The sequence below is a fragment of the Campylobacter concisus genome (genome assembly GCF_902460575.1).
Classification (GTDB): Bacteria; Campylobacterota; Campylobacteria; order Campylobacterales; family Campylobacteraceae; genus Campylobacter_A; species Campylobacter_A concisus_AW.
On sequence record NZ_CABPUY010000002.1, the window covers coordinates 70,587 to 84,201 of the forward strand.

Genomic DNA, 13,615 nt, shown 5'->3' on the forward strand with positions numbered 1-13,615 from the left:
TTTGTATATCTAAAAAGTTTCATTTATGAAATATTTTGTATAAAAATTCTTTTTTCTCATTATATTTTAATATTATATTAAGATTATATCCTTTATAATGTCACTAAATTATTTTAGAAAATATAACTTTATAGTTATTTCCAAGGAAGGTTAAGATGAGAACTCTCTTATCTTTAAGCATGGTGTGTGCTGCGCTACTTGCTAATGAGACTAATCTAAAAAACGAGTTAAACAACGAAGAGATTAGGGCGAATATGGCAAGCTCTTTTAACGAAAGCTCCAACATAAATTTACTTAACGAAAAACCAACTTCAGAAGCTAAGCTAAATTTAAACGAAACCCCATGCTTTAAAATAGATAAAATTTCACTTCTTAGTGAGAATGAAGTAGCTAGCTTTAACGCTAGTAGTGGTGCTGATGAGGCTATAATAAGAGAAGCTTATAATACAAACTACTCTAAATTTAACTCTATTTTAGAGACTAGCTTAAACAAGCTTGATTTTAAACCAGGCAGCTGTCTTGGTAAAAACTCTATCAATCTAATCATAAACTCTTTTAACAACGAGATAATAAAAAGTGGCTATATCACTTCAAGTGCTAGCCTAGTTACAAAGAGCCTAAAAGATGCCAAGCTAGAGTTTGTGATAAATATTGGCCTAATAGATGACATAAGCATAAATGAAGTTGATAACCAAAGAAACAGAGCGAGCTTATTTAGCGCATTTGGTGAGTACTCTCATAAAAATAAAGTAGCAAACATAAGAGATATCGAGCAGGCTCTTGAGTCACTGCAAAACGTCTCAAAAAATGATGTTAGTATTAAATTCTTACCTTCAAACAGAGCTGGCTTTTCAAATATAGTGATCACTAGAGTTGATAGCTTCCCTCTAAAAGCTGCTATTAGCATTGATAACCTTGGCTCAAAACAAAGTGGCAAGTATCAAGGCATGCTAAATTTAAGCACACTAAATTTACTTGGATTTAACGAAATTTTTAGCTTCTCACGCGGCAAAGATATATTTAAAAAATATGAGGTCACAAATAAATTTAATGACGCCACTGATCACGGGGCTTCGAATAACTACTATTACGGCTTTACTATCCCATTTGGCTACTTCATGCTTGAGTATGAAAAGAGCAAATATGACTACGCCCAGATCATAAACGCAGCCTATAATCTCTACACATATAAAGGTAGAAGCGAGAGTGACTCACTAAGCCTTGCTTATACATTTTATAGGGACTCAAATTTTAAAAATAGCGCTTATGTAAAGCTATTTAAGAGAAAAAATAAAAACTACCTAGAAGACTACGAGCTAGATAACCAAGCTAGAAGAAATGCTGGATATGAGGTAGGTGTAAAATCAAGCTGGAATTCTTACAACCAAGCTTTTAGCGCCAAGCTAGCTTATAAAAAAGGCACTGGTATATTTAATTCACAGCCTGATCCACTAGAAGATAGCGGCGAGGCTACATCTAGGTTTGCTCTAATAAATTTAAACCTAAACTACAAATATAAATTTGAACTTCCACTAAGCTATGATCTAAATATCAACGCAAGATATGGCCTAAATAAACTAAGCTTGCAGGATAAATTTAGCATCGGCGGGTATCACAGTGTTAGAGGATTTGACGGGGAGAGCTCACTTGTTGGAAACCACGGAGTAAGCGTAAGAAATACCCTCTCATATAACTACTATAAGAGTAACTCTATCTATGCAGGGCTTGACGCTGGCATGGTAAGATCAGCAAGTAGCGGCATAAAGGATAAAAACACCCTTGCAGGATACGCCATAGGTCTAAGAGGCAGCATAAAAGCCTACAACAATCTAAGCTACGACATATCTGTTTCAAAGCCTCTTTATAAACCAAAGAGCTATGAAACTAAATCAACAAATGTAAATTTCATCATAAGCTACGAATTTTAAGGATAAAATATGCTAAAGAACAACCAAATTTCAAATGCGCAAAAACCTAGCCTTTTAACCATAGGCTTAAATTTCTACGTAAGTCTCTCTTTGCTACTTGGCACTATGCCAGCATTAGCAAATGAGCCAAGCATCATAGCTGACCCAGGCGCTAGCAACCGTCCTGATATACTAAAAACTCCTAATGAGACGCTAATCATAAATATCACAAACCCTGATAGCAAGGGCGTATCTATAAATGAATATAGCAGGTTTAATACCCCTCCAACTGGCACTATCCTTAATAACTCTAATAAAAACATAGAGACTAAGATAGCTGGCCAGATAGATGCAAACTATAGGCTAAATAAAGAGGCAAGCCTTATTATCAACAAAGTAAATTCAGCTGAGAAATCATCTCTAAAAGGAAATTTAGAGGTTGCTGGTAGCAGAGCTGATGTGGTCATAGCAAACCCAAATGGCATAAGCGTAGATGGTCTAAATATGATCAACTCTCGCTCACTCACACTAACAACAGGTAATATCAATAAACTAAGTCCTAAAGAGATAGAGCTAATATCTGATAAGTCAATCGACATCGTAGGGGACGGCCTAAACGATAAGAGTAGCGACTATACAAACGTCATCTCAAATGCCATAAATTTAAACTCAAACATCCATGCAAATGAGCTAAACATCATCGGTGAAAAGGCGGTTACTTCAAGCAAAGATAGACTTTACAACGACGTAAAAGCTAAAAACCAAGAAAACAGCTTTAGCCTAGATAGTAGCGCGCTTGGCGGTATGTATGCTAATAAAATCAAACTAGTTGGCACAAGTAATGGCGTAGGCGTAAATAATAACGGCCTAGTCATAGCAAATAACAACATAGAGATAAGCCTTGATGGAGATATAGTTAATGCTGGTGCTATCGCTTCTAATAAAGATACAAGCATAAAAGCAAATACTATAACAAATAAAGATGAAGCCCTAATAGCAGCCAAAGAGAGCCTTAACATAAAAGCAGATACTTTGGTAAATACATCTAGTCAAATTTATGCTAAAGATATAAATGTAGATGCTAAAAAGCTGGTAAATAACTCAAGCTCACAGGCTAGGGTGGAGAAAAGCTCATTTGCTAAAAATTTAGCTCTAAAGCAAAGTGGTGAGAATAGATTTAAACTTGAAGAGGTAAATTTAAAAGAGATAAAAGCAAAGATTGAGGCTAAATTTAAAAAACTAGGCAAAGAGCTAAGCGAGCAGGAGCTAAATGCTGAAATTTTAAAAGAGGCTATAAATAAAGATAGCACCCTTTATGCTCTAAATTTACACAAAGACTCATATCTATATGGCACATCGACAAAGGTATTTAGTAATCTAAGACTAGACATAGATAAAAACGAAGTAGTACTTGATACTAGCAAAGCAAAAGACCGCGAAGTGCTAAAGAGAATTTACTACTCTATAAACAAAGAAATTTTAAACGAAGAAGATAAGGCAAATTTCATCCCAGGTAGCATAGTAGCAAGCAATGATATAAATTTAAAAACAGATGAAGTGCTAAATGATAAGAGCTTTATCTACGCAGGCAACGACCTTGTGCTTGATAGCAAAGATATAACAAACGTAGCGCTAAATTTAAGAAGAGATGGTCGAAGCTTTAATGAGTTTAAATGGAAGCAGCAAGAGTGGAAAGGAAAAATGGGAAAAGTCACTGGCAAAAAGAAATGGGTGACTAAAGGTGGAAAAAGCACGAATTTTAACTTCTCATACACAGATGTTGGTTTGCCAGCAGTCTTTGCAGCGGGCAATAACATAGTAGGAAGCACACAGGACTTTTCAAGCTACGCACTAAATGATGATATAAAGCTAGCAAATGTTGATCTGGATAAATTCTCTGAGCCAATATTTAATAGCCCAATCATCAAAAACCTAAATAGAAGGGTGAAAAACCAAGGGTATTACTACAGCCTTGATAGCATAAACTCAGCTTACATAGCAAATATCCTTGATGGCCTATATGAAGCAAGAAATGAGAGCATAAGTAAATTTAAAAATGAAGCAAAAGATAAAAACGTAAAAGCATCAGCTCTAGTAATGGCTAACAACATAGACCTAGACGCCAAAGGCAACATAAGTCTAGCTGGCAGCGTAGTGGCTGACAATATCAATCTAAACTCACAAAATTTAAATCTAAATCACCTAGAGCTAAACTCTAAAGATCTAAATTTAAAAGCAGACGGGGCAAATATCAACTCAAGTGAAATTTCAGCCAAAAATATAAACGTAGATGCTAATAATATAAGCTTAGACAAAGAGTCATCTCAGTTTAGCAAGGCTTCAAATTTAAAAGCAGACGAGAGCCTTAACCTAAACGCTAAAGAAAATTTAAACATCGTTGGCGGAGGCTTAGAGGCTGACAAGATAAATTTAAGCGCAGATAATATAAATATAAACGCTAAAGAGTTTGCCTATAGTCATAGTGCAAAAGAAAATGGCGTGGAATTTAGCCAAAGCATTCAAACGCTAAATAGCGCAAACCTAGACGCAAAAGATATAAATTTAAACTCTAAGTCAAACACACAGATCAGCTCAAGCAACTTAAGAGCTACTAACAAGCTAAACGTAGAAGCTGGAAATGATATATATGTAGTAGGTGCTAATACAAACGAGAACACAGAAACTAAAGAGAAGTCAAAGGGCTTTTTCTCTAAAAAAGAGTCTCAACTAATGGCTATAAATCAAAAGGTCATTAGCTCAAATTTAAACGCAGGCGATATCAGTCTAAAGGCTGGTGGTAACCTAGCTCTAGTCTCATCAAATCTAAATGCTAACAACATAAATTTAAACGCAGATGAAAACGTTATAGTAGATGCCAATCACAACGTAGAAGCAAGCCAAAGCTTTACTAAAAGCTCACGCTTTTCATTAAAACCAACATCTCTTTATGAAAGCAACCTTCATCTACTTGAAAAAGGTGATAAAAGGGCAGTTGCTTCAAATTTAAATGCAAATGAAAACATAAATATAAACGCAAATAACATCAGCCTAAAAGGTGCAAACCTAAATTCACAAAAAGATATAAATTTAAACGCGGATCTCATAGATATATCAAATACTAATGATGAGAGCTATAGAAACGAAGTTAGTAAAAAAAGTAAGATAGGCTTAATCTCAATTGGTGAGCACATCAAGAATTTAAAAGCAGACCTAATACAAAAGCTAAATCCTATAAAAGATCTAAAAGCAAAAACAAAAGACACATCTATAAAAATCCCTGTCGCAAAAGCTCACCTAGAGAACAAAAGCTCAAAAGAGAATTGGGTAAATGCAAACTCGTCAAATTTAAATGCAAATGGCGACATAAACCTAAACGCAAAAGATGATATAAATATAGTAGGATCAAATTTAAACGCCAATGAAGCTATAAATTTAACTAGCCAAAACTCAAATATCAAACACTCAACCAACCTCTACGCTAAAGATACATCAAGCAAAGAGGCAACTGGCACACTATCTATCACCGCTCAAAACGAATATGCCCAGATCGTTCCAGCAGCACTTGCTCTAAAAGAGGCGATCGCTCAGCTAAAAAGAGTGAAAAAAGAGTATGACAACTATAAAAAAGAGAAGTCAAAGCTAGAAGCTAGCCTAAGCGATATAAAGCAAAGATATAGAAACAAAGAGGTAGGCATCGACTACTCTGATATAGAAGAAGTAAGCGAGATATTAGAAGAGTATAGAGACGAGGAGAAATACTTTAAAGAAAACATTCTTCTTGCAACTGAGAATGTAAACGCTAAAACTCTAGCTCTAGTATCTCAAATGGCAGCTGCAGCTGCAAGCTCAGGAACATATGGCTTTAGCGTAGGTGTAAGGGCTGATCTTGCCACCACTAAGCAAGAGAGCTCTTTAAAGCAAACTAGCTCAAATAAATCTAGCCTAAATGCTAAACGTATAAATATAAACTCAACTAAAGATATATCTATCACAGGCTCAGACCTAGCATCTAAAGAGGATATGAGCTTAAACTCAAACAACCTAAACATAAACTCTAGCGAAGATAGTTTAAAATATAAATCAAACACCAAATCACTCACAACAGGATTTGGTTTTACATTTTATGGAGCAAACTCTAGCTCACTAGAGCTTGGAACAAATAGCTTAAAGCAAAGCGAACAAAGTCTAACAAATAACAACTCTCATCTTTACTCACCTAAAGATATGAATATAAACACAGCCAATGACGCAACCATCAAGGGAGCAAATTTAAGAGCTGATGAGAGATTAAATTTAAAAGTAGGAAACAACCTAAGTTTAGAGAGTACCAGAGATATAAAAGATGCTAGCTCTAAAAGCAAAGGTATAAATTTAAGCGCAAGCTACTCTGGAGCAACTAATGCTAAAAACTTTGCATCTGGAGATAGATCTCTAAGCTCTGTTGGAGCTAGCATTAGTAAGTCAAACTCTAACACAAAGATAAAACAGACAAACCTATCATCTATAACAGCTAATGAGCTAAACGTAGAGGTAGGTAAAAACACTCATCTAAAAGGATCACTACTAGCAGCAGGAGAGTATGATAAAGATAATACCTTTATAGATAACCACAACCTAAATTTAAAGACAAATACCCTAAGCTATGAGAACCTATCAAATACAAGCTATAACAAAGGATCATCTCTTAGTATAGGAGCTAATTACTCAGTAGGTAAAAAAGATGAAGCCAATAAAAACAGTCAAGACAAGAGTGCTACAAGCAGCTACTCTAGTCTAAAGTCAATAAACTACTCTAACCATAGAAATCTAAGCTACACACTATCTAAAAACCTAGCAACTCTAGGCAGTGGCAACATAGAGATAGCTGATAAAGATAACTCTGATGATCTAACAAGACTAAATAGAGATACCACTAAACTAACAAAAGATCTAGTAAATACTAGCATAAGCTCAAATGTAGATGCTAGTATGGATTTAAGGGTGCTAACAAAGAGTGGGCAAAAGGAGATAGTAAAAGAAGTCAAGCAAATTAGAGATGGAGCTATACGGTTAATCTTTAATATGGTTTATAAGGATGAGATACGAGAAGCAAAACAAAGTTTAAATAAAATTGCAAAAAAACTAGAAGCACTAAAAGAATCAGATATTATTAAGTATAATGAAGTAGTAAGTGCTTTAAATGAGTATGCAAGAGCTAAAGAAGAGCAAAGTAAAAATGGAGAACAAAATTTTGCTCCACTGATTGCTATTCCTGTAGCATTAGCATGGTTTGCTACTTATCTTAACTCACCAGATAAGGATGACGAATTAAAAAATGGAATACCGACTGAAAGTCAAGCAGTTGCGGCTGTAGTAGGTGGTGGTGCAGCAAATTTGGCAGCTAGAGGATTATCTAAGGCTGTATTAAAAGAAACGGCAACTACTAGCGTAAAAAATGGCACAATAGGTGCTGGAGTGAATGGCACTATTCAAGTTGTAACTGAAGTGAAAGATAAAGCTATGCAAAATGTAAACTTTAAAGACCAAAGCTTTTTTGAGATAGGAAGCACCATGATAGATAATATAAACAATATTAAATTTAGTGATTTAACATTAGATTATAATAGCTTATTGTACTCAGGCATAGCAACTGCTACAACGGTGCCTAGCATGATTAAATCTGCAAAAGCAATAAAGTATGATGCGGGAGCCATAATAAAACAATTTGGAGATATGAAGACAGCAAAAACACAAAACAGACGGGATAAGTTATTTGGGAAGATTGGAGATAATTTTTTGGATATGGGTTCGCACATTATTTTTCAAGGTGCTAATTATAGTATAAGACATTCCATTAAAAATGAAGTTGTAGGTGAAAAATAATGGATAAAGTTTGGAGTGAGCTAATTTTACAGCTTATGATGGGGGATTACCCATTGCTGCACTGGGTTATTTATAATATCTTTGGACTACCACTTATGTTTTATATATGGAAAGTTACAGCTATTTTCTTGCATGGCGGTATTGCCATTAGCAAAAACAATCCCATAAAAGATATAGCACTTAGGTTATTTTTTGTAGTAGTTTCATTATTCCCATTTTACTTACTTATAAAATTTACTTTTACAAAATCAAACGGCTATCTTGTTTATCCTTGTGTTTTTAGTTATATCTCTACCCTTGTTGTATTCCTTTTTGCTGTTAGACCTATAAAACAAAAACCAAATGATACCTTAGAGGCCAAACCAAAATTCTTTAGAATGTCTCGCTCAAAAAGACGCAAGGAAAATTTGAAAAAATAATGGATAGAGTTTGGAGTGAGCTAATTTTGCAGATTACTATGAGAGACTAAATTTAAAAGTAGGAAATAACCTAAGCTTAGAGAGTACTAGAGATATAAAAGATGCTAGCTCTAAAAGCAAGGGTATAAATTTAAGTGCAAGCTACTCTGGAGCAACTAATGCTAAAAATTTCGCATCTGGAGATAGGTCTCTAAGCTCTGTTGGAGCAAGCATTAGTAAGTCAAACTCTAACACAAAGATAAAACAGACAAACCTCTCATCCATAACAGCAAATGAGCTAAACGTAGAGGTAGGCAAAAACACTCATCTAAAAGGATCACTACTAGCAGCAGGAGAGTATGATAAAGATAATACCTTTATAGATAACCACAACCTAAATTTAAAAACAAATACCCTAAGCTATGAGAACCTATCAAATACAAGCTACAACAAAGGATCATCTCTTAGTATAGGAGCTAATTACTCAGTAGGTAAAAAAGATGATAGTAAAGCTAGTCAAAGTGGTCAAGGCAAATCAGACTCAAGCTACTCTGGTCTAAAGTCAATAAACTACTCAAACAATAGAAATTTAAGCTACAGCTTATCTAAAAACCTAGCAACTCTAGGTAGTGGAAACATAGAGATAGCAGATAAAGATAACTCTGATGATCTAACAAGACTAAATAGAGATACAACTAAACTAACAAAAGATCTAGTAAATACTAGCATAAGCTCAAATGTAGATGCTAGTATGGATTTAAGGGTGCTAACTAAGAGTGGACAAAAGGATATAGCTAAAGAGATAGTAGATGCTAACTATGGATTAAAAAAACTATCAGAGCAAATGCCAGACGAAAATAGCAAGAATAAAATAGTATCAATTATGGGAAAACTTCTTGTGTATGGAAGTATGGTTGCTTTGGATATAATACCAACCAGTTATAATAATGGAGGTTTATTTGGGTAGCTTGTTGGTTCTTTCGGTGGAAAAGAGATTGCAAGTGACCTTATTTCTGTTTTTAGTAAAAACTCAGAAAAATATGAACTATATAAAGATAAAATGGTTAAGCTTGAGGATAGTAAATACTTCAAGACCATTAGTCCAGAAAAGCGAGAGGAATTAAAAAAGCTTTCGTATTTTAAAGATCTTTATGTATCTAAAGAACCTTTAGGAATAGATGTGGATACTATAACACATCAAAATTTTGGAAATGGTATCTTGAATACGCCAATGGAGGCTATTATGAACGGACTTGAGCAAACTGGTCAGATTAAAAAGGATGGTACAAGGCTTGCTGGAAATACCATTGAATTAACGATAAAATATAATCCAACGCGTGGATTTTTCTCTGATTTGCTTGAAGCAGCGCAGGATAAATTTAGTATAGGCACAAGTGACATGGCAAAGCAAGTTGGTAGTTTTATATCGGATGTAACAAAAGCTGCTGAAGAAAAAAGAAAAAAAGATAATAGAGTTTTTGCTGTAAATTTTGCAGCACATTCTCAGTTAAATACATTAGTCTATAATGGTGTTAAATGGGGCATAGACAATGAACTTTATAGGCATTTAGATGGAGTTAAAAGTTTAATGAAAAAAGATAAAGGCAGTCCATATACTGTTTCTTCTTTTGGATCTCTAGTAGATGTAGAAAAAATGAGAGATGTATTAGAAGCAGCTAAAATTGATATAGCGGGAACATTTTCCAACAAAGGCGATTTTGTAGCAGAAGGTCTTGGTGGAAATAAAGATGCGAATAAAAAAGCAGATATGACAGATCGCATAAATGTGTTAAATATCCCTAAATTATTTATGGATGGCTCACCACACAGTTCTTATGTGTGTCAAGATTATGAAAAAGATGGTGCTATATGTGGTGTAAATTTCCAGTAGTAAAGCTTATTGTTATAACTTTTATTGTGCTCTTTTCCGGTTGTCATGATATTCCAAATATAACTACAAAGCATCTTAAACCAGGTATTATGCTTTCATCTTTTCAAAATGAAAGCTTTACCTATGTGCTTCCAAGTAGTTTTACTGATATTGATTGGTATTATTTTCTAGATGAAAAAAATGGCAGAAATGTTTTTGAACGCAATTTGCCGTCTATGTTTAATGAAAAATTTCAGATCAATACTTACAGATATAAAGAAAGAAATATGTCACGAAGTAAGTTGGAAATTCGCAAAGATAGAGAAGAAAGCATTGATAGGAGTATTTATGATATTTTAATGGGTTGGCAACCTTATGAAAAAGGATTCTTTACATATATTGATGGCATAAAGTGCGAAGCAGGTTTTTTGATAAGCTCAATAACTCAAATTGGCTCTGCAAACTATGGCATTGATTGTCTTTATTACGATACTAGTGGTGCTGTATCAACTTTAGTTATTGGAGGCACTTTTAGATTATTTTTTGATCCAGTTAAACATAAAAACTATAAAGCAGAAGATATGGCAATACTATTTAAAAATGATATGAGTGAATTTTTAAAATCGATAAAATTAAAAAATATGGATAGACAAAGAATGAAAAAAGAGGACTTGCTTTTTGACAGAATATATAACCCTAGGGATGAATTTGATGAAATAATCTATGAGTGGTTTGATCCAAATAAATTTGACTGTACAAAGTACCAAAAAGAATATCAGATCTGCAAAAAATCACATCTTTGGAAAGAGATACGTAAAAATAAAAAATTTTTTGATGAGAAATACTATGAAACAGAAAGAAAGATAAGAGGTTAAGATGCTTAAATATAAAAAATTTATTTTTCTTTTTGTAGCTTTTTTGTTTATTGGTTGTTTTTCAGATAACTATCCTCAAGTGAATGAACGAAATGTAATATATAGCTATGATAGAAATTTAAAGGCCTATGCACCAGAAGCAAGAGGAGATAAAGTAAGGCTAGATACCGAAGGGCTAAAAAAATTTATAATAAATAAGATAGGACAAAACTTTGAGTATAAAATCAGTGTCTATACTGAAGATGCTGATCATAGCAATGTAATAAAAGCAACAAGCAAAGAGGAGAGAATGCAAGATAGAATGGAGTATCTTAAATCTCACGGAAAGATATTTTCTCTTAAATCAAATAGATACATTAAACTAAGCGATGAGTATATATCAAATTTATTATGTCTTGCAAAGACAAATATTAACAGTAGTACCTATGTGAATATTGAATATACTTGCCCCTTTTATAGCAAAAATGGTAAGAAGAAATTTCTAATAGCAAAGACGTCATTATCGGATTATGCAAGAGATAAAACTATAAAAACTAAAGAAGAGTTATATGAGTATAAGATAACTCAGGCTTATAGTACCCTTAAACAAGATATTAAAGTAGTAGCTGACTCTCTTTGGATAGATGAGATGGATATTGAAAGAATGAAAAGAGATGGCTTGGTACATGAAAATGCCAAATATGGTGCTCAAGACGAAAATGCTGTCGAGTGGTTTAATCCGGACTTCTTTGAATGCAAAAATATAAACAAAACAAACCAAATTTGTGATGATAGGCTAAAGTTTAAAACTATACGAGATGAGTTATCAAAAGAAGAGTAGGTGAAACAAAAATTATATGATAAAAAGAAATTCGGAATATACAGATGACGAAATTGGAATTTTATTAGACTTGGTGCATTTTAAAAACAATATAGATACATTAAAAAATATGTTATCCCAGATTGGTTTTGATAGTGAAATTGAGCTCGTTTCTATGTCAAGAGATAATATAGTAGAAATTTTACAAAGAAGCTTGGATAAAAAGATATCTTTTTTAGAGCTTGAAGAGTGGGCAAATTTGATAGAATGCCGTGAGGACATAGGTTTTGAAGATAAAAAAACACAAGAAATGATCTTTAAACTAGCAAATCCTTGTTTGCATGAAAAGTTAGATGAAAAGCAGGTGTTAAGCTATCTAAACGAATTAAAGGGAGTAGATGGATAGTAGTGATGCTTGTTTGTCAAAGATGGGATTTAAGATTAAAAAGTTGATCTATTGAGGTATTGTTGATGAGTTGAAGAGTGGCTGTGATAGCTTTTAAAGGTAATATGGATATAAGGCATATATTAGTTACGTAGAAATATATCATCCTTTTAGTACGTACTATCACTAAATAAAAGGATACATTAAAAATGGGCAAAAAGATGAATGATAGGCTAAAATACATGATCATCCTAGGGTATTTTTTAGTTATATACTCTGGGATTATAATGGTATATCTTGGCTATTCCTATAAGATTTCTCTACTATTATTTTGTTTATTTAATTTAATTGTTTTCTTAAAAATATTTTATATTATAAATTTTAGAGATGAGCCATTAAAAATTGTTACAGTTTTTCTTAGCATACTCTTGTTTGCTATTTTTATAGTTATTTTCGTATTTGTGGAAAGACTGATAATGAATGCTATTTTGTGCGGGATGGATGGATATGGATATTTGCGTAGGCATGGCTATATAGATTGTAGTTGCGCAGATCTATTGCCAGGCGATCATCTTTTTTGGGATATTTTATCAACTTTGTATTATCCGATATACATATTTATATTCATCAAACCTTTTGTAGGATATTTAAAAAAGAGCACACAAATATCTAAAAAAACATTATAAAATCAAAATTTATATAGAAATAGTAAGAAGTTAAAAATAAAGAAAGTAAATAAAAATGAAAAATAATTTGTTAATATTTTTAAAAGTTTGGCTGCTGCTATTTTTTGTGTATCTTATTTTTAGGATATTTATTTATTTTTTTGGTGAACAAAGGCTGTATATGTTGATTTTGTGCCCTATTTTGTTTAACGGATATTATGTGATAAAAAATGGCATTAAAAGAAGTGACATAACTTTGTATAAAATAAAAAACGATCAAGTAAAAAATAATGGATTTGTAGCATTTGTATGGTTTGTTTTTTGCATTTTTGTATTAGTGTTTTGGATAGTTGTTAAGTGAAATAGGTCAAATAATTTTTGTACTAGCATGGAATTTGGCAATATTTGTAGCGATTATTTTTTTGGTTTTAATGTGGCCTTTAATCTATTTTCTGCTGGTTTTACTGTATATTTGGTGCTTTGCATAGTAAAAAACTGGTTTAATCAGTGCAAAACCAATAAATGGAAATGCAGATGAAATTTTTAAAGATATAACAAAGGGTGGTAAAATTCGCTCAAGTGATGCTGTTGAAATGCCAGATGGAACAATTATAAATTTACATAAATCATCTAAGACACAAGAACATTTTCAAACAATAGATATTAACAAAAACGGAAAAATATATAAAATTAGGATAGAAGAATGAATAATTTCATAGAAGAAAATAGGTTTTATTCAGATAATGAGTATCTTACGCGAACAGTATATTTTAAAGCTGATGAAAATGTAAATTTGGAAAAATTAAATGAGATAAATTTCTATAACTTATTACAATATAAAGAAAAATTAAAAG

General features: G+C 32.8%; 9 protein-coding genes. 8 read left to right on the plus strand and 1 reads right to left on the minus strand.

All coding sequences use genetic code 11. The features are described from left to right. Positions 1 to 155 precede the first annotated feature (155 nt). Genes F3G76_RS04405 through F3G76_RS04415 form a run of 3 tightly spaced genes read left to right on the plus strand, consistent with a single transcriptional unit; the run spans position 156 to position 8,188 of the window. The gene (locus F3G76_RS04405) at positions 156 to 1,928 is read left to right on the plus strand and encodes a ShlB/FhaC/HecB family hemolysin secretion/activation protein (protein ID WP_149706035.1); all 1,773 of its coding nucleotides are present in this window, start codon (positions 156 to 158) and stop codon (positions 1,926 to 1,928) included. A 9-nt stretch (positions 1,929 to 1,937) separates the two neighbouring features. Further along, positions 1,938 to 7,769, plus strand: a complete 5,832-nt coding sequence (locus tag F3G76_RS04410) for a two-partner secretion domain-containing protein (protein WP_149706036.1) — start codon at positions 1,938 to 1,940, stop codon at positions 7,767 to 7,769. Continuing rightward, positions 7,769 to 8,188 carry a hypothetical protein gene (locus F3G76_RS04415; protein ID WP_148824493.1) on the plus strand — a complete coding sequence of 140 codons (420 nt, stop codon included), beginning with the start codon at positions 7,769 to 7,771 and terminating at the stop codon, positions 8,186 to 8,188. Before F3G76_RS04410 ends, F3G76_RS04415 begins: the two co-directional genes overlap by 1 nt. Before the next feature lie 141 nt (positions 8,189 to 8,329). On the opposite strand, the gene F3G76_RS10450 is transcribed toward F3G76_RS04415, so the two are convergent. Further along, positions 8,330 to 8,485 carry a hypothetical protein gene (locus tag F3G76_RS10450; RefSeq protein ID WP_188116321.1) on the minus strand — a complete coding sequence of 52 codons (156 nt, stop codon included), beginning with the start codon at positions 8,483 to 8,485 and terminating at the stop codon, positions 8,330 to 8,332. 445 nt (positions 8,486 to 8,930) lie between these two features. Between F3G76_RS10450 and F3G76_RS04420 the strand changes: the two genes are divergently transcribed. The 5 genes from F3G76_RS04420 (at position 8,931) to F3G76_RS04440 (ending at position 12,117) form a co-directional block, all read left to right on the plus strand. Then, positions 8,931 to 9,134, plus strand: coding sequence for a hypothetical protein (locus F3G76_RS04420; RefSeq protein ID WP_149706037.1), 204 nt, complete (start codon positions 8,931 to 8,933; stop codon positions 9,132 to 9,134). Positions 9,135 to 9,227: 93 nt separating this feature from the next. Next, positions 9,228 to 10,058: a hypothetical protein gene (locus F3G76_RS04425; protein ID WP_149706038.1), complete on the plus strand. Its 831-nt coding sequence runs from the start codon at positions 9,228 to 9,230 to the stop codon at positions 10,056 to 10,058. Continuing rightward, on the plus strand, positions 10,037 to 10,912 hold the full coding sequence (locus F3G76_RS04430) for a hypothetical protein (RefSeq protein ID WP_107930965.1): 876 nt from the start codon (positions 10,037 to 10,039) through the stop codon (positions 10,910 to 10,912). Before F3G76_RS04425 ends, F3G76_RS04430 begins: the two co-directional genes overlap by 22 nt. 1 nt (position 10,913) lies before the next feature. Further along, positions 10,914 to 11,732: a hypothetical protein gene (locus F3G76_RS04435; RefSeq protein ID WP_149706039.1), complete on the plus strand. Its 819-nt coding sequence runs from the start codon at positions 10,914 to 10,916 to the stop codon at positions 11,730 to 11,732. A 16-nt stretch (positions 11,733 to 11,748) separates the two neighbouring features. Further along, positions 11,749 to 12,117, plus strand: a complete 369-nt coding sequence (locus tag F3G76_RS04440; RefSeq protein ID WP_149706040.1) for a hypothetical protein — start codon at positions 11,749 to 11,751, stop codon at positions 12,115 to 12,117. Positions 12,118 to 13,615: the final 1,498 nt, after the last annotated feature.